The sequence below is a fragment of the Frigidibacter sp. SD6-1 genome (assembly GCF_030143255.1).
In the GTDB taxonomy this organism is placed as follows: Bacteria; Pseudomonadota; Alphaproteobacteria; order Rhodobacterales; family Rhodobacteraceae; genus TMP-24.
In genome coordinates this window covers 282,893-298,661 of record NZ_JARJNR010000005.1, presented here as the reverse complement: position 1 = coordinate 298,661, position 15,769 = coordinate 282,893, and the positions used below count along the sequence as shown (strand labels likewise).

The 15,769-nt window shown below is 66.3% G+C and carries 21 protein-coding genes; 5 read left to right on the top strand and 16 right to left on the bottom strand.

The genetic code is table 11. The features are described 5' to 3' along the window. Positions 1–242: 242 nt before the first annotated feature. The 11 genes from P0645_RS11695 to P0645_RS11645 all read right to left on the bottom strand — a co-directional run bounded on the left by P0645_RS11695 (position 243) and on the right by P0645_RS11645 (position 9,006). Positions 243–752, bottom strand: coding sequence for a pyridoxamine 5'-phosphate oxidase family protein (locus tag P0645_RS11695; RefSeq protein ID WP_284164759.1), 510 nt, complete (start codon positions 750–752; stop codon positions 243–245). A gap of 10 nt (positions 753–762) precedes the next feature. Beyond that, complete coding sequence (locus P0645_RS11690) at positions 763–960, bottom strand: CsbD family protein (RefSeq protein WP_284164758.1); 198 nt, start codon at positions 958–960, stop codon at positions 763–765. 92 nt (positions 961–1,052) lie between these two features. After that, positions 1,053–1,502: a host attachment family protein gene (locus P0645_RS11685; RefSeq protein WP_284164757.1), complete on the bottom strand. Its 450-nt coding sequence runs from the start codon at positions 1,500–1,502 to the stop codon at positions 1,053–1,055. Next, entirely contained in the window at positions 1,499–1,717 is a 219-nt protein-coding gene (locus P0645_RS11680) for a hypothetical protein (protein ID WP_284164756.1), read from the bottom strand. Before P0645_RS11680 ends, P0645_RS11685 begins: the two co-directional genes overlap by 4 nt. A 10-nt stretch (positions 1,718–1,727) precedes the next feature. After that, a complete protein-coding gene (locus P0645_RS11675) occupies positions 1,728–2,288 on the bottom strand; it encodes a type 1 glutamine amidotransferase domain-containing protein (RefSeq protein ID WP_284164755.1) in 561 nt (186 codons plus the stop codon). Positions 2,289–2,328: 40 nt separating this feature from the next. After that, on the bottom strand, positions 2,329–3,462 hold the full coding sequence (locus tag P0645_RS11670; protein ID WP_284164754.1) for a c-type cytochrome: 1,134 nt from the start codon (positions 3,460–3,462) through the stop codon (positions 2,329–2,331). After that, positions 3,459–4,037: a cytochrome c oxidase assembly protein gene (locus P0645_RS11665; RefSeq protein WP_284164753.1), complete on the bottom strand. Its 579-nt coding sequence runs from the start codon at positions 4,035–4,037 to the stop codon at positions 3,459–3,461. The genes P0645_RS11670 and P0645_RS11665 overlap by 4 nt, the downstream gene beginning before the upstream one ends. After that, entirely contained in the window at positions 4,031–4,402 is a 372-nt protein-coding gene (locus P0645_RS11660) for a hypothetical protein (protein ID WP_284164752.1), read from the bottom strand. The genes P0645_RS11665 and P0645_RS11660 overlap by 7 nt, the downstream gene beginning before the upstream one ends. Beyond that, a complete protein-coding gene (ctaD, locus tag P0645_RS11655; protein WP_284164751.1) occupies positions 4,399–6,948 on the bottom strand; it encodes a cytochrome c oxidase subunit I in 2,550 nt (849 codons plus the stop codon). The genes P0645_RS11660 and ctaD overlap by 4 nt, the downstream gene beginning before the upstream one ends. After that, complete coding sequence (gene coxB / locus P0645_RS11650; RefSeq protein ID WP_284164750.1) at positions 6,945–7,943, bottom strand: cytochrome c oxidase subunit II; 999 nt, start codon at positions 7,941–7,943, stop codon at positions 6,945–6,947. The genes ctaD and coxB overlap by 4 nt, the downstream gene beginning before the upstream one ends. Position 7,944: 1 nt before the next feature. Further along, positions 7,945–9,006: an AI-2E family transporter gene (locus P0645_RS11645; protein WP_284164749.1), complete on the bottom strand. Its 1,062-nt coding sequence runs from the start codon at positions 9,004–9,006 to the stop codon at positions 7,945–7,947. Positions 9,007–9,169: 163 nt separating this feature from the next. Between P0645_RS11645 and P0645_RS11640 the strand changes: the two genes are divergently transcribed. Continuing rightward, positions 9,170–9,430: a YMGG-like glycine zipper-containing protein gene (locus tag P0645_RS11640; protein ID WP_284164748.1), complete on the top strand. Its 261-nt coding sequence runs from the start codon at positions 9,170–9,172 to the stop codon at positions 9,428–9,430. Positions 9,431–9,619: 189 nt separating this feature from the next. Here the strand turns inward: P0645_RS11640 and P0645_RS11635 are convergent, their stop codons facing one another. Together P0645_RS11635 and P0645_RS11630 are read right to left on the bottom strand one after the other, a co-directional pair. Then, positions 9,620–9,904 (bottom strand): EF-hand domain-containing protein, encoded by a 285-nt coding sequence (locus P0645_RS11635; RefSeq protein WP_284164747.1) that lies wholly within the window; start codon positions 9,902–9,904, stop codon positions 9,620–9,622. A gap of 155 nt (positions 9,905–10,059) precedes the next feature. After that, positions 10,060–10,335, bottom strand: coding sequence for a hypothetical protein (locus P0645_RS11630; RefSeq protein WP_284164746.1), 276 nt, complete (start codon positions 10,333–10,335; stop codon positions 10,060–10,062). Positions 10,336–10,536: 201 nt separating this feature from the next. Here P0645_RS11630 and P0645_RS11625 point away from each other — a divergent pair, with 201 nt between their 5' ends. The 4 genes from P0645_RS11625 to P0645_RS11610 all read left to right on the top strand — a co-directional run bounded on the left by P0645_RS11625 (position 10,537) and on the right by P0645_RS11610 (position 12,895). Next, the gene (locus P0645_RS11625) at positions 10,537–10,845 is read left to right on the top strand and encodes a BON domain-containing protein (protein ID WP_284164745.1); all 309 of its coding nucleotides are present in this window, start codon (positions 10,537–10,539) and stop codon (positions 10,843–10,845) included. A gap of 98 nt (positions 10,846–10,943) precedes the next feature. Further along, positions 10,944–11,147, top strand: coding sequence for a hypothetical protein (locus tag P0645_RS11620; protein ID WP_284164744.1), 204 nt, complete (start codon positions 10,944–10,946; stop codon positions 11,145–11,147). Positions 11,148–11,423: 276 nt separating this feature from the next. Then, positions 11,424–11,921 carry an MgtC/SapB family protein gene (locus tag P0645_RS11615; RefSeq protein ID WP_284164743.1) on the top strand — a complete coding sequence of 166 codons (498 nt, stop codon included), beginning with the start codon at positions 11,424–11,426 and terminating at the stop codon, positions 11,919–11,921. Between the two features lie 92 nt (positions 11,922–12,013). Beyond that, a complete protein-coding gene (locus P0645_RS11610) occupies positions 12,014–12,895 on the top strand; it encodes a PRC-barrel domain-containing protein (RefSeq protein WP_284164742.1) in 882 nt (293 codons plus the stop codon). Positions 12,896–12,985: 90 nt separating this feature from the next. On the opposite strand, the gene P0645_RS11605 is transcribed toward P0645_RS11610, so the two are convergent. From P0645_RS11605 to P0645_RS11595, 3 genes are read right to left on the bottom strand one after another with little or no spacing between them, the layout of a single operon-like run. Beyond that, positions 12,986–13,795 (bottom strand): metallophosphoesterase family protein, encoded by an 810-nt coding sequence (locus P0645_RS11605; RefSeq protein WP_284164741.1) that lies wholly within the window; start codon positions 13,793–13,795, stop codon positions 12,986–12,988. Beyond that, on the bottom strand, positions 13,792–14,838 hold the full coding sequence (locus tag P0645_RS11600; RefSeq protein ID WP_284164740.1) for a diacylglycerol/lipid kinase family protein: 1,047 nt from the start codon (positions 14,836–14,838) through the stop codon (positions 13,792–13,794). The genes P0645_RS11605 and P0645_RS11600 overlap by 4 nt, the downstream gene beginning before the upstream one ends. Beyond that, positions 14,813–15,703: a formate/nitrite transporter family protein gene (locus P0645_RS11595; protein WP_284164739.1), complete on the bottom strand. Its 891-nt coding sequence runs from the start codon at positions 15,701–15,703 to the stop codon at positions 14,813–14,815. Before P0645_RS11595 ends, P0645_RS11600 begins: the two co-directional genes overlap by 26 nt. Positions 15,704–15,769 lie beyond the last annotated feature (66 nt).

Sequence of the window (15,769 nt, the reverse complement as noted above, 5' to 3'; positions counted from 1 at the left end):
TTCGCCGGTCACACTGCCGCTCTCGTCGCGCCTCGCCGATCCGGTCAAGCCGTCTGCCAAGAGATGCCTGTCGCTGCAGGAAGTGCGTTCGACGGCACGCCTGTCGGAGGCCGCCGTGTCCATGGGCTGTCCATCGGCTGATGGACACGGCGCCATGGCATCGCCATGGCACCGGCTGTTTGCGCGCCCATCATTCGCCAGCGCCCAGACACTCATGCCAGCCTGTCCCGGCAACCGCCCTGTCACCCGCCATCGAAGCGGATGATCATATGTTCGCCCAGATCGGGCTTGTGATCGGACTGGAGGTTGGCACGGGCGACTTCCAGCCCGAAGACCATGGCGCTGTCGGTGCTGGCCCAGACCGCCGCCTCCTGCGGCGCGAACCGCAGAAGCGTCACCTTGGGATCGTCGCGCCCCTCTTCGAACCAGGCCGAAACGACCGGTGACCAAAGCTCGTCGAGCTTTTGGGAATCCTCGCTTTGTTCAAGCGTTCCGGACAGACAGGCGTAAAACTCCCCGTCGGGCGTCATCACGCAGTGATGGGCACGCACGCCCAGCCCCACCGCCCGCACCAGATCGGTGTCGGACGAGGTGATGAACCACACTTCCGCGGACGCGGCATCGGTGTAATGGGTCATCGGCTGCATGTGCTGGTCGGAACCGACGAGACCCAGCATGCCGACCCTTTGCTCTTCGAGCTTGTCGAAGAGGGTGCCGCGCGCATCGGCGCGCAGCTTTTCCATCGTGTTCATCCGTCAGTCCTCAGAGCCCGCGCGACCAGCTTTCGACCTCGCGCTCGGCCTCCTCGCGGCTTTTGCCGTATTTCTCCTGCACGAGGCCGGCAAGCTGCTGCTTGTTGCCGTTCACCCGGTCAAGATCGTCATCGGTCAGGTCGCCCCATTTGGCCTGGACCTTGCCCTTGAACTGTTTCCAGTTGCCTTCGATCTGATCCCAATTCATCGGTATCTCCTTTCGTTTATGTGATGAGTGAACGCAGCTGCCGCCCGGTTTGTTCCCGGATGCGGGCGGACGCGCGGTCGGCTGCCGGACGGTCATCCGGTTTCGGTGGTCAGCAGCTTTTCGATGTCTTGGACGGGGTGGCCGGTCAGGGTTTTCGGAATTTCGGCAACGATCCGCGACAGAACCTCTTCATGCAGCTCCTTGCGCAGGTCGCCCAGGACAGCCGGCGCCGCAACGATCACGATCTCGCTGAACCGGCCATCGAGGGCATATCGGTAAAGATCCCTGGCCAGATCCTTTGCAAAGCGATGCTTGCCCAACTCATGCCAGTCAGTGTCATCAAGGGCCGAGCGATGGCCGGATGGTCCATCGCTCATCCGGCCGGGACGGTCGGTGCCCTGTTCGGCCGAGGGCGGGTTTGACTGCGTTTCCTTGCGGACCACCTGTAGATGCAGATCGCGCGCATCGCCGACATTTTCCAGAAACAGGGCCTTTTCGCCATCGGCGATCAGCACCCAGGCTTTCGCGCCGATCCGGGTCATGCGCCAGTGTCCTCCTCGTCGGCCTTGCGGACGCGGGTCTTTCCGGCGGGCCGTTCGGTGGCGCGCTTCAGTTCGTCGCGCGTGCCCACATCCCGGGCCAGCCTGCCGCCCGCCCGTCCCTGGCCAGAGACAGTCCCACCGGCAACCGGCAGACTGGTCGTGTCGCGATTGTCATCGTCGCGGGCCGAACCTTGCGAATTCCTGCGGTTTTCCATGCCGTCCGCCTCAGGCCGCGCTTCTATTGTGCGCGCCTTCCTCGATCTCTTCCACGATCTTGGCAACGAAGGCCGGCAGGTCCTTGGGCGAGCGGCTGGTGATGATCGCCTGATCGACCACGACCTCCTCGTCCTTCCAGTCCGCGCCGGCATTTTTCACGTCGGTCGCGATCGAGGCGTAGGAGGTCGCGCTGCGCCCCCTCAGCACGTCGGCTTCGACCAGAAGCCAGGGGCCATGGCAGATCGCGGCGATGGGCTTTCCGGCGTCGTAGAATGCCTTCACCATGCGCACCGCCTCGGGCTTGGTGCGCAGGATATCGGGGTTCATCTGGCCGCCGGGCAAGACCAAGGCGTCGAAATCGCCCTCTTGCAGATCGCCGATCTTCGCGTCGACGGCCACCCTCTCGCCCCAGTCGCCGTCGCTCCAGCCGCAGATGTCCTGACCATCGGGACTTGCGACGCAGACTTCGGCCCCCTTCTCGCGCAGGTGCTTCACGGGATATTCCAGTTCCGACTGTTCGAAACCATGGGTCGCCAGGACCAGTACGCGGGCATTGCTGATATCGGGCACGAGTGCCTCCTTTGCGGTCGGTGGTTTTTTCCCCAACATGTCAGGGGGCAGTTTGTTCCCCGGCTTGTTCCGTTTTCGCGCCCGCGCTGTAGAAGGCGGCCAGATCGGCGATGTCGCGGTCGCTCAGGTTCCGCGCCGCCGCCGCCATCCGCCGGGCAGCCGGGCCGTCAGGGATCGGCCCGTCGCGCCACAGCCGGAGCCATGTGACAAGCCAACGCGCGTCCTGCCCGGCGATGCGGGGCACGCTGGCCAGCCCGGGCGGTTCCTTCCCGGCGCCGTGGCAGGACATGCAGGAAGGAAGCTCGTCATGTTCGTCGCCGTGCGTTGCCAGCAGACGGCCACGCAGGACATCGCCCGCGATCCTGCCAGGCTGGCCGGTGCCCAGGTCGGCCGCCATTGCGGAATACCGCCGGGCCAGGTCGGCCCGCTCCTGCGGGGTCAGGGCAATCGCGACCGGTTCCATGAACCCGCTCTGCCGACGGTCCGCGGCATAGGCGTCGAGCGCGGCAAGAAGGTAGCCCTCGCTCTGCCCGGCCAGCTTCGGCGCGGTTCCGTCGCGGCCCATGCCGTCGGCGCCGTGGCAGCGGGCGCAATTGTCGATGGTCGATCTGGAAGATTCCCTCATGCCGCCGAAGGCGACTGCAGCGCCGACTGGCGCAGCGCTACCGCCTTCATGGGCAAGCTCGCGATAGCTGTCGGGGTCGAGCGCGGAATAGCGCGACAGGAATGCCGCCACCGCCCAGGGCTCGTCGTCGCGGCCCTGCCCCGCCCAGGCCGGCATGCCGGTATATTTCAGCCCGTGCCGGGCCAGCCAGTAGAATTCGCGCGTGGTATGCTCTGTCTCTTCGATGAGCGTCGGTTCGGGCAGCATGGCGGTGACGATGGCATTGCGGGGCAGGCCCGGCGCGCCGTGACAGGTGGCGCAGCCGGTCGCGAAATGCGCCGCGCCAAGGCGGATCAGCGCGGGGTCGTCGGCCCTGAACCAGTCGGGAGGGTCGAGCGCCGCCGCCCGTCGGCCGACGGCATTGTCCATGTAGGAATGCAGGAAGGCCCTGACCGGGGGCAGGTGACGCTGCGAGGCAGCGACGTTGTAGGGTGCGAACCACCAGAACCCGGCCGCAACCACGGCAAGCCCGGCAAGGCCAAGTGCGACATGGGGCCAGCCGATCCTCATCGCGATGCCTCCGGCTCTGCCAGGGCGGGCGCCAGCCGCACCAGCGCCGCCACCAGATAGATCGCGCCGCCCGCCACCGCCATGAACGCGCCCGCGACCTGCTGTTCCTCAAGCGCCGTCAGGCCGAACCAGCCTGCGCAAAGCGCGCCATAGACCGGGTGCGGCGCAAGACCGATCAGCGCGCCCAAGAGCGTCATGTGCATGACGGTGCCGAAGAGGACGAGTGCGCCGCCGAACTGCCCGGCCGACTGCGCCGCCGCCCAGACCATCAGTCCGGCGCCAAGGAAGCTTGCCTGCTCCAGCGCCAGACCCATTCCGCTGAGCCGCGCCCATAGATGGGCGGCGGGCGCATGCCAGCCCCAGACAACGGCCATCTCGGCCAGAAGAACGACCACCAGCGCGAAGGGCCCGGGCCGCTGCGGCAGACGCGGCGCCAGAAGTGCTGGGACAATTGCGATCACCGTCAGGTGCAGCGTCATATGCACGATGATGGAGCCCCTGGCATATTCGGGCAGCGGCGACAGCCAGACCGCGGCCAGCAGGACGATCGCCAGGATACGCGCGGGGGTCAGCATTGGCCGAACACCAGGCTCGGGGCGGCCGTGAAGATCACCGCCACCGCATTAAGCGCACAAAGAAGCAGCGCCACGTGGCCGAGGAACCGCTCGCGCGACCGTTCCCTGTCATCGGCGATCGACGCCTCGTGCCGCAAGAGACCTTCGTAGCGAACGGTCGCGATGCGGGCGATCCAGCCGATTGCCGCCAGCGCGATCAGCGTCAGGGCGAGGATCGCCCAGGCCGCCGGCGCCAGAACGCCCATCCCGCGCGCGCACCAGACCGCTGCGATCCAGTAGGCGGCCAGGAAATGTCCCGCCCAGATCACCGGCGGCATGATCACGATCCAGACCGAGCCGTCGTCAATGATGCGAGGATAGGTCATCGGATGCCTCCTGACACCAGCGGGAAAAGACCGATCACCGCGATCGTGACCAGCGCCTGCACCAGAAGGAAGTTCCAGTAGAGCACACTGTTGCGCAGTTCGGCATCGTGGCTTGCGTCCATCCGACCGGCCATCAGCCGCGCGAGGCAGTAAAGGTCCATGATGACGCCCACGGCCACATGCACACCGATCCAAAGGATCAGCACCCAGACCGTCGCATCGTAGGCGTGGCGTGTCGGATCGAGCCCCACCGCCCCGGCGGCAAGGACCAGCGAAGCGACCCCTGCGGCTGCGGCCAGCGGCACGATCGCCAGCGCCCAGCGGGAAAGACTCCCGCGTCCGGCGCGGTTTGCCCCCTGCGCCACGGTCATCAGCAGCCAGGCCACGCTCAGGCTCAACGCAGCCAAAGCCGCCGTCGGCAGGCCGGGAGGTTCGGACCCGGGGGGCGGAAAGGCGGGATGCACCGTCCAGAAGAACGCATAGGCGAAGACCAGCCCGGCAAAGGCCGTCGTGTCGCCGATCATCGTGATGAACATGGCCCACCAGCCGACCGATCCGTTGCCGCTGGCATAGAGCGGCAGGATCAGGCCGCGACCGCAATCGCGTTCGGGCGTGGGTGGCACGCCGCCCGTTCCGGTCCACAGCCACCAGAGCACCGTCGCCAGAAAGCCGCCGCCGCACAGCACGGCGGCCGTCCACAGGTGCCAGGTGGCGAGGATGAAGACCGCGCCCAGGAACGCCGCGGACAGGATCGTGACCCAGCCCGGTCCCGGCACGCGTTGCACGAACATCGGCCGCGCATCGAGGATATCGGTCACGATCATCTCGCGGTGCCCGCCGGACGCGTCCGCCAGGAACCACTTGCCGCGCGTCACCTCCTCGAACAGCCCCGGTTGCTGCCAGAGCGGATAGCGCGTCGTGATGACGGGTACCGAGCGGATGCCCCAGGGGTGGCCAGGCCCTTCGCGCAGCCATTCCAGCGTCGGCGCCTTCCATGGATCGACACCTGCAGGGGCCTTGAACCGTCGCGGCCGCACCACGTCGAAGACCATGATCGCCACGCCGGTCGCGAGGATATAGGCGCCAATGGTCGAGGTCATGTTCAGCGCGCCCCAGCCCATCTCCTCGGCATAGGTCCAGACACGTCGTGGCATGCCAAGAACACCGGTCCAGTGCATGGGCAGGAAGGTGATGTTGAAGCCCGCGAAGATCAGCCAGAAGGCCCAGCGGCCAAGGCGGGGCGACAGCATCCGGCCGGTCACAAACGGATGCCAGTAGTAGACGGCGGCAAAGATCGGGAACAGCATGCCCCCGATCAGCGTGTAATGCAGGTGCGCCACGACGAAATGGCTGTCATGGGCCTGAAAGTCGAAGGGCACCACCGCCACCATCACCCCGGTCAGCCCGCCGAAGACGAAGATCGCAAGCGCGCCCCCCGCGAAAAGAAGCGGCACCGAGGCGGTGGCACGCCCGACCAGCACCGTCGCCAGCAGGCAGAAGATCTGGATGCCGGTCGGGATCGCCACCGCCTCGGACGCGGCCGAGAAGAAGCCGAGCGAGATGTTCGGCAGCCCGGTGGTGAACATATGGTGGACCCAGAGGCCAAACGACAGGAACGCCACCCCGATGGCCGACAGCACGATCCAGGAATGCCCGACGATCCGCGTCCTGGCCAGCGCGGGCAGCATCGTGGCGATCAGCGCGATGGAGGGCAGGAAGATGATATAGACCTCCGGATGGCCGAAGATCCAGAACAGGTGCTGCCACAGCAGAGGGTCGCCCCCCCGGTCGGCATCGAAGAAGGCCCAGTCGAAGGCGCGCTCCATCTCAAGAAGCAGATCGCCCGCGATCAGGGGCGGGAAGGCGAACAGGATCATCCCCGCCACCACGAGCACATACCAGCAGTAAAGCGGCATCAGGTTGATCCGCATTCCCGGCGGGCGGCATTTGAGAACGCCGACGATCAGTTCGATGGCTGCTGCGATCGAGGCGACCTCGATGAAGCTCAGCCCCAGAAGCCAGATGTCGGTTCCGATCCCGGTCTGGTCAGTATCCGAGGACAGCGGCGCATACATGAACCAGCCGCCGTTCGGCGCCGCACCGAAGAAGATCGAGCCGCAGACGAAGGTGCCGCCGATGACGAAACACCAGAACCCGAAGGCCGAAAGGCGCGGGAAGGGCAGGTCGCGGGCGCCCAGCATCTCGGGCAGGATGAGGATCGCGACCGCCTCGAAGATCGGGATCGCGAACAGGAACATCATCGCGGTGCCGTGCAGGGTGAAGACCTGGTTGTAAAGTTCCATCGACAGGAAGCTGTTGTCGGGTACCGCCAGCTGGGTGCGGATCATCAGGGCGAGCACACCCGCGAACAGGAAGAAGCCGAAGGCGGTCCCAAGATACCATCTGCCGATCAGCGAATTGTTGACCGCCGAGAGACGCCGGAAGCCCGATGGCGTTTCCCACGCAGCCAGCAGATCGTCGCGCTCCGCCCGGTCGCGGGCGGCGTCGTCGGGGGGCGCGGGGCCGATGTCTGGCAGGCCGGTCATTTCAGCGCCATGAGGAAGGCGACCAGCCGGTCCAGCGCCTCGGGTGCGAGGTCCGGATAGGCGGGCATCCTGACGCCGGGCTTCACGTCATCCGTATGGCTGATCCAGCGCGACAAATTCGCCGCGGTCAGCGGGACCAGGCCCGCGCCGATCCGGCCGCGACCGCCGACATGCGTGAGGTCCGGACCGACGGGTCCGTCCGCCTCGGTGCCGCGGATCGTATGACAGGCCCCGCATCCGGCATCGAGAAAGGCGTCCAGTCCCCCGCCTTCCGACAGCGCCTCTGGCGCTGCGGGCATCGCCTCGTCGGCCAGCCAGTCGCGGAAGGCTTCGGGTTCCGTCACAACCACCTCGAACCGCATCTGCGCATGGGCAGCGCCACAATATTCGGCACAAAGCCCGCCCCAGCTGCCGATGGTCAGCGGCGTCAGGGTCAGCCGGTTGGTCCTGCCCGGCACCATGTCCATCTTTCCGCCCAGCGCCGGCGCCCAGAGCGAATGGATCACATCGTCAGAGGTCAGCAGCAGCTCGGCCGTTTCGCCGCGCGGCAGGCGGATTTCGTTCGCCGTGACAACCTCGGCCTGCCCGGGGACACGGTAGGCAACCCGCCACCACCATTGCTCGCCGTCGACTTGCACCGTCAGCGCGGGCGACCTTGCGGAAAGCGCCCGCAAGGTCAGGAGACCGGTCAGAAGCAGCATGGCGACCACGATGGTCGGCACCACGGCACCGCCCCAGAGAATGACAGCACGCCCGACCCTCTCGCCCTTGTCGGAGGCCGCCGAACGATAGGCGAAAACGGCAAATGCCATGACGGCGGTCCAGACAATCGCGCTGCCGATGAGGAACGGCCAGAACAAGCTCTCGATGGCGCGCGCTTCCGCCCCGGCGCCGGCCAGCCAGGAGTGGCGTCCCTCGCAGCCGCACAGGACAGGAAGCGGCGCCAGCCGAAGAAGCCGCGGGCCGCACCATGTCCTCGTGCCGGGCGAACGCATCTCACACTTCCCCGGCAAGGCTTGCGCGCGACCAGGCACGTTGGCGTCCTGCATCGATGAAGGGGATCCACAGCTGCCGCAGGATCACCATGGCGACGACGGTAAGCGGTGCCGCCAGCACCACGCCGGGGAAGCCGAAGAGAATGCCGAAGGCAACGACAGAGAAGACCGTGACCGCCGGTGGCAGATTCACGGCCTCGCGCTGGATCAGCGGGATCAGAAACGCCCCTTCGACCTGCTGGATGCCGACGTACAGCAAGACAACCCAAAGCGCCGTCGTCGGACTCTCCGCAAGGGCCACGAGCACTGCGGGAACGGCGCTGGCGATCGGGCCGACATAGGGCACGAACTCGAAAAACCCGGCGACCACGCCAAGGCCGATCGCCGTCGGCACTCCGAGAAGCCACAAGCCGATGCCCGTCAGCGTTCCCACGACAAACATCGACACCACCTGCCCCAGAAGCCATGCCCTGAGCGCAGCGCCCGTCGCGTCCAGCACCTGCCCGCCCTTCGACCGGAACCGCTGCGGCAGAAGGCGCAGAAAGCCATCGCGGTAGCAGGCGGGATCGACGGCGATGAACAACCCGCCCGCCAGCGCGAGAAGAACGCCCGAGGCAGCGCCGAGCACGATGCTTGTCATCCCGGAAAGCCCGCTCAGGACCGACGAGGCGCCGTCCGAGCTTTGCACCCGCGCCGCGATCCAGGTTTCGATGCTGCCGAGGTCGATCCAGCTGTCCAGCCGGTCGATCGCCGCCGGAATTTCGGCGGACAGCGCGGCGATCTCCGAGATTGTCCGGGCGCCGATCGCGGCAATCGTGCCCAGGAACAGTACCAGGAAGACGACAATGGTCAGGATGACGGCGATCGTCTGGCCGACGGGCAGCACGCGCCGCACAAGGCCCGCCGCCGCCGCAAGCGGCACCGCGATCAGGATTGCGGCGAACACCACCAGTGCAAGCCCCTGCAGGTTCCACAGCGCCAGTGCGCCAGCGGTGGTTGCCAGAAGCGCCAGCCCCACGCCAAACGCGCTGGTATGCGGCAACGGGCCGTTGCGATCGTCCATGGGTCCCGGTCCTCGGCTGCCTGCGGGAACCCCGTTTGCCGGGGTCGTTCTGCAAACCAACCTGCGACAGCGCGGATAGTTCCCTTGCCGACTGAGACCAGCCGGGGCGGAACCAATGCGCATGATGGGTTGTTTGTCTGGCTCACGCTACATGGAGTTGACGATGAACAAGATGCTTTTGGTACTTCCGGTCGTCGCGATGACCGCGGCCTGCCAGTCCAGCACCAACAATTCGGCTTTCACGGGTGCCGCCGCGGGCGCGGCGCTGGGTGCGGCGGTCAATGACGACGACCGCGTGGAAGGCGCACTGCTGGGCGGTGTCGCGGGGGCGGTTGCAGGCAGTCTGATCGGACAGGCGAAAACGCCCGGCGACTGCATCTACAGCGATCAGTATGGCAGACGTTACGTTGCGGCCTGTCCGTAAATCCAGGGCGGAAAATCCAGGGCGGACGCCCGCTGTTCGTGCGCGTCCGCCGACATCCTCGCCCTTGCCCGCAGCGAGAGCAGGCGGACCTAGCAGCAAAGGGGCAAAAGCAGTGCGCGGGGCTCTCAACAGATAGGGGCGCGACCAACGCCGCGCCCCGGTCATTTCTGGTAACGGACTACGTCCGCGTCAGCCGTCATCACCTTCGGCAGAATCGTTCATCACGCCGCGCAGCGCATCGATCCGGTCGTTTTCCAGGGCCGAGAGAAACTCGCCATTGTCGACCTTCTGATTTCCATCCAGGTCGATCATGACCAGATCAGCCTCCTGGAAGTTTGGATATTCCGCCGTCAGTTCGGACCAGCTGAGATAGCCGTCCTTGTCGAGGTCGATATCGTTGAAGACAATCGGCTGGGCATTGGCCAGAAGCGGAACAGTCACCAGAACGGCCGAGAAAATCGTTGTCAGTCGCATGCATTTGCCTTTCTTGTGTTTCACCTCGAACAGAAGAACAGCCTCGTGGGCCGTCCCTGCCTGTTCGCCGCTTTCAACAGCCCGCCCGGCAATTCGTTCGTCAGATCACGAAAACGTGGCCTTCCCACCCGGGGCTGCCGCGCCATCCTGACCGCCTAACATGCTGGCTGGGCGACGATCCGGGCGACCTCGTCCGCGAGAAGACGCAGTTCCTCGGCAACCGAGGACTGGATGGCGAAAGCCCTGTCCGGTACCGCACCCGGGTCCTCGGACTGAGAAGCCGCAACCGCATCCCGGCTGACGAGCGCCCGCAGGCCTGCCAGCGTTTCCGGCCGCGGGTCCGTCACCGCCGCCACGAGCGCTGCCAGAACCTGCCTGTGCGCATGCATGCGTCCTTCAAGGACGGCGGGAGATGTTTCGTAAAGGCTCATCTGTCTTCTCCTGACCGGTGGCTGGCCACATGCCTGCGGGCAAAGCGGAACAATCCGCGCGCTGCCCGGTTTCCTTGCATGAAGAAATCCGCAGGACACCGCACTGAGCCGCGCCACGACGTTCAACCGGCAACGGGGCAGATCGTTCCATCGGTCAACGCGCGTTGCGGTCGCCCGACGGGACAGAGAAAGGAAAACCGGATGAAGAAGCCAATCGAAACCCCGCGCAACCCCATGGCCGCCGCCCCGGTCAACCCGCCGCTGGTCCAGCCCACGGACAGCGCTCTGACCGGGCGGGTGCGGCAGGCGATCGACGGGGACGGCCGTCTTGCGGGGCAGAATGTGACCGTCGCGGTTCGGCAGGGCTGCGTCATGCTCACCGGCGCGGTATCGAAGGAGTTTCTGAGACTGCTCGCCGATGCCCGCGCGGGTGGTGTTCCGGGCGTGCTGGTCGTGATGAACCAGCTTGGCGTCTTGCAGGAAGGCCCGATGCGGCAGGGTCCGGTTTGACGCCAGCCGACCATGCGGCCGCGCATTTTCCGGCGCGAGAGCGGAACGTCAGCCGGACCTGGCAGTTGTGTCAGCCTGACATTCATGGAGGACAGAACATGACCGGCACTGACAAGGCGCCCCGGAAGGACAAGGCGCCCCGGAAGGACGACGCTGACAAGAAGGACGATCAGGTGAAGGACCCGGGACATGTGCGGCCCGCAGGACCCGGCGCGATGGAGACCCCGCCCAAGAGCTGGGACAAGGTCGATGAAGAATCCGACGAATCCTTTCCCGCCAGCGATCCCCCTGGCAATTACTGAATAGGGTGCCTTGCACCTTTGAGGCCGCGCCCGCCTTGCAGGGAAGGCCATCTGTTCCTGCGATGTCTGAGGATGGACTATCAGGCGCCGTGCCAGATCGTCAGGTCTTGGGAAATCTTCGATCTGATCGACGACGAGGCGGCATCGCGACCGCCCGTGGCGGGTCAGTCTCACCCAGGGAAAAGGTGAGAGAGGGTGCGCCGCCGACGGGTTGGCGGCGGAACTTTCCCTGCAGGGCGTTCGTTATTCGACGACCCGCGCAGGCGCTTCGGAGGAATGATCATCGATATGTCCTGGATAGCCGAGGTGCTCCGGCAGGAGCTTTCGCTGGGGATGAACCTGCCCTGGCCGGTGCTACTGGTGCGTCTTCTGGGCGGCCTTGTCCTGACCGGCCTCATCGGCCTTGAACGGGAGACGATGGATCGACCGGCGGGGCTGCGCACCCATATGCTCGTCGGGCTGGCCGCGGTCTGCTACAGTGTTACGACCCTTGAAATGCTGTCCTGGGACGTTGACGACCATGTGCGGATGGACCCGATCCGGCTGGTCGAGGCGGTGACAGGCGGCGTGGCCTTCCTGGCCGCAGGCTTGATCGTTTTCACCAAGGGAGAGGTGCGTGGCCTGACCACGGGGGCCAGCCTGTGGCTGGCGGCCTCTATCGGTGTGGCCATCGGGCTGGGCTTGTGGCTGCACGGCATCGTGGTCACCGCATTGGCTCTCTTCATCGTGCGGACCCTCGGCCGGATCGAGAAGTCGATGATCTCCCGCCAATAGGGCGGGCACCGGCAGCAAGGCGGCCCTGGGCGGAACTTTCGCGGGCCCCGGGCGTTTATGCTGCAGATCACCAACCCGAAGGAGCTGACACGATGAAGAAGTTTATGATGACGACCGCGGTCCTTGCGGCGATCGGCGCCCCGGCCTTCGCGCAGACGGCTGACAACATGTTCCGGACCCAGGCTGATCCGCAGGAAATTCATGCCTCGAACCTGATCGGCATGCGCATCTATCGCGGTGAGGGCGCCGATGCCGCAGGCTACGCGGGTATTCAGGACGGCTGGGACGATATCGGCGAAGTGAATGACATCATCCTCAGCCGCGATGGCGAGGTTCAGTCTGTCCTTGTCGACATCGGCGGCTTTCTGGGGATGGGCGAAAACCAGGTCGCGGTCGACATGAATGCCCTGCGCTTCGTCACCGACGATTCGACGACCGACAACGACAGCGACTATTTCCTCGTGCTGAACACGACACGCGAGTCTCTGGAACAGGCGCCTGCCTATCATCGCATGGATCAGGCACAGTCCGGCACCAGCACCGGCTCGGATACCGATCAGCCGGACATGGCGACCGGCACCGCCAATAGCGCCGACGCCGATGTGGCCACCACCGAGGGTGCTGCCGATGCGGATGCGACCGGCGACGTGAGCGGTGCCCGGGTGCCGGTCGTCCGCGAGGGCTATACGACGGCCGACGAGGTCGACCTGACTGCCGAACGCTTGACCGGCGCCGCCGCCTATGATGCGAACGACGAATGGATCGGCGAAGTGTCGGAACTTGTCCTCAATGACAGCGGCCGCGTCGATTCCGTCATCGTCGATGTCGGCGGTTTCCTTGGCATCGGCGAAAAGCCGGTCCAGCTGAACCTGTCGGACATCGACATCCTTCGCTCCGGCGACGGCGGGGACATCCGGGTCTACATCTCGATGACCAAGAACCAGATGGAGGCGTTGCCCGACTACCGCGGCTAACGCGGTCCGACAGGCTACCGAAGGGCCCGCCGCAAGGCGGGCCTTTTCCATGGTGGTCCGGCGGTCCCCGACCCTCGGCCGCAGGCGCGGTCAGGTTGCGCCGCCGGGCAGCCATCCCATGGAGGTATGACGGAAGGCGAACCGCTCGATCCGGTCAAATCGGGTCGCGCCCGGCGGGGCGGCCATGCGGTCGATCGTCAGCCGGTCCGCATCAAGCCTCATCACGCAGAAATCGTTCGGCTCGTTGCGCAGGCGCCGGGACAGGCCGGTGCCGGCATGGACCTGCACCATGCGCCGCTGGCCGCGCGTCTCGACGAACGGCTCGGCCCGCCAGCTGTGAAGATGGCCGGACAGGACGAGATGGGCGCCGCAGTCGGCAAGACGGGCAGCAGCCGCGCCGGCACCCCGCATCAGCTTCTTGCGCGACCCTGGCGCTTGGTCGAACGGATGATGGGCCACCACGATCTTCCACCGGTCGGAGGGGCCGCCCGCGAAAGCCGCGCAGGCCAGCGCAAGCCCGCCCTCGCCGATGCGGCCGCGCTGATGCCTCCAGGGATCGACAGTGTTCAGGCCCACAAGCACCGCGCCAGGCAGGTCATGCACGGATTCAAGCCTGTCGTCTATCCACCGTCGATAGCGCGCAAAGGGGCGGGCCAGGCGCAGGAACGGGTTGAAGAGCGGCACATCATGGTTGCCCGGCACCACCACCACCGGCGCCTCGATCCGGTCGAGAAAGGCCCGTGCGGCACGGAACTGGCTGGTGCGGGCGCGCTGCGTCAGGTCGCCCGACACCGCCACGGCATGCGCGCCGGCGGCGTTCACCGCCTCGATCAGCGGTTCGGTCAGGGAGGGCTGGATGCAGCCGAAGTGCAGGTCGGACAGGTGGACGATGCAAGTCACGGCGCGTCCGGAGCGTCCGTCGGCACGATGATCTTAAGCGCGCGCGACCGGACGGTCAGCCGGAACGGCCCCCGCATCCGCGCCTTTTCGCCATCCCGCGCCACCAGCCGTGTCCGCGTTCGCGTCGCGATCACGATCTCGTCGGCGCAGACCAGGTCGAAGTCCACGCCTTGCCGGGCGCTGCGCCGGGCCAGCCGCAGCGCGGATGCCAGAAGAGCCCAGGGCGTGCGCGCCCGCGCCAGAAGCAGGGCAAACCGGTCGGCCCCGACTGCCTCGGCCCCGGCGAGGTCATGGATCCGCAACTGGTAGGCGCTGTTTCCGACGAAGGCCAGCGGGGTTTCATAGCGTCTGCGGATGCCGTCGGCCTGGATATCCACCACCATCGGCCGGCGCATGTGCATCAGCACGCTCAGGACCGACCAGTAGGCGGCCAGCCGACTGCGGCCCCAGCGCCGGTAGATATCCTCCCGTGCGCGCAGGATCGCGGGATATAGGCCGAAACTGGCATTGTTGAGAAAGATCTGACCGTTGATGTCGCCCACGCTCACGCGCTTGATGCGGCCCTGCCGGATGGTCGCCACGGCTGCGGCGGCATCGGTGTCGATGCCATGTTCGCGGGCGAAGAAATTGAACGTGCCCATCGGCACGATACCCATCGCAACATCGGTACCGGCAAGCGCGCCCGCGACAGCCGATTGCGTGCCGTCGCCGCCGGCGGCAACGACGATGCCGTAGCCCTCGGCCACCGCCTCGGCAGCGGCGGCCGCGATCCGGTCGCCGGAAGACGGACGCTTGACGGCGACATCCAGCCCGCTTTCGCGAAAGGCGCGCATCAGCGCCTCATGCTCTCTTCTGTCCTGCCGGCCCGACTTGCCGTTCAGGATCACGCAGATGCCGCAGAGGTCCGCTGCCGTGCCGGAATGGGTCATGTCGCGCATCACTTCCTCGATGGCTGGTCGCACCGCCGCGACCGAACGACAACCGCTCACCTGCCCTGCGGTTCCCGGCAGAGGCACGTCACCGGTGGCGGAATTGCCGGGCAATGCGCGTTTCCTCACCGGCCAGTTCGGTGCGTATCTGGACCCAGGCGAGCGTGGTGAAGAAGACCGACCCCCCCAGCAGGTTGCCGATCAGCGCCGGTACGAGGAAGCCGCCGATCGCCGCCGCCACGCCCAGATCGCCGGCCAGCACCAGAAGCGACGCCTCGGTCATTCCCGCGACGACATGGGCAAAATCAGCCAGGGCGATCAGATAGGTGACAAGGATGATGACGAATGACCGGTTGTCGCCCGCGTTCGGCATGATCCAGACGAGCGTGGCCACCAGCCATCCCGCGCCGATCCCGCGCAGCAGCGTCTCGCCCCAGCCGAAGCCGGTTGCATGCAGCGAAATGGCGCGCATCGCCTGCCAGACCTCGGGCTGCAGATCCTTCGAGATCCACAGCACCGCGCCAAACGTTGCCGCCCCGCACAGGTTCGCGCCCAGCACCAGGGACCAGAGCCGGATCAGACGCGCCACCATCGCCGGCGACTTGTCGTCGAGGATCGGGCAAAGCGCCTTGATGGTGTTTTCGGTGAAAAGCTGCATCTGCCCGAGGATGACGAACAGAAAGCCGACGCTGTAGCCCGCGCTTTCCACCACGGGGCGCCAGTCTGCCTCGGGCAGATGGGCGCGCAGATGACCTTCCGACAGGACAGACAGCCCAAGCGTCAGGCCCGCAACAAAAGCCGAGGTGGCAAGCGCGGTGGCCGGTCGATGCAATTCCATCCGGCCTTCCCGCCGGATCGATTCAAAGATTGCCACCGCCCGGATCGGCGTCCGCTCCTCGATCGCCTGCATCTCGTGATCGGTGAGCGAATCCTCGTGCTTGTTTTCTTCGGCATGTCGTTCCGGATCGCTCTGCGTCATGTTCCTGTCCGTCGGCCGCTCGATCATGTCAACGCAGCGATGGCTGCGCGAGTTCCATGGCCCGGG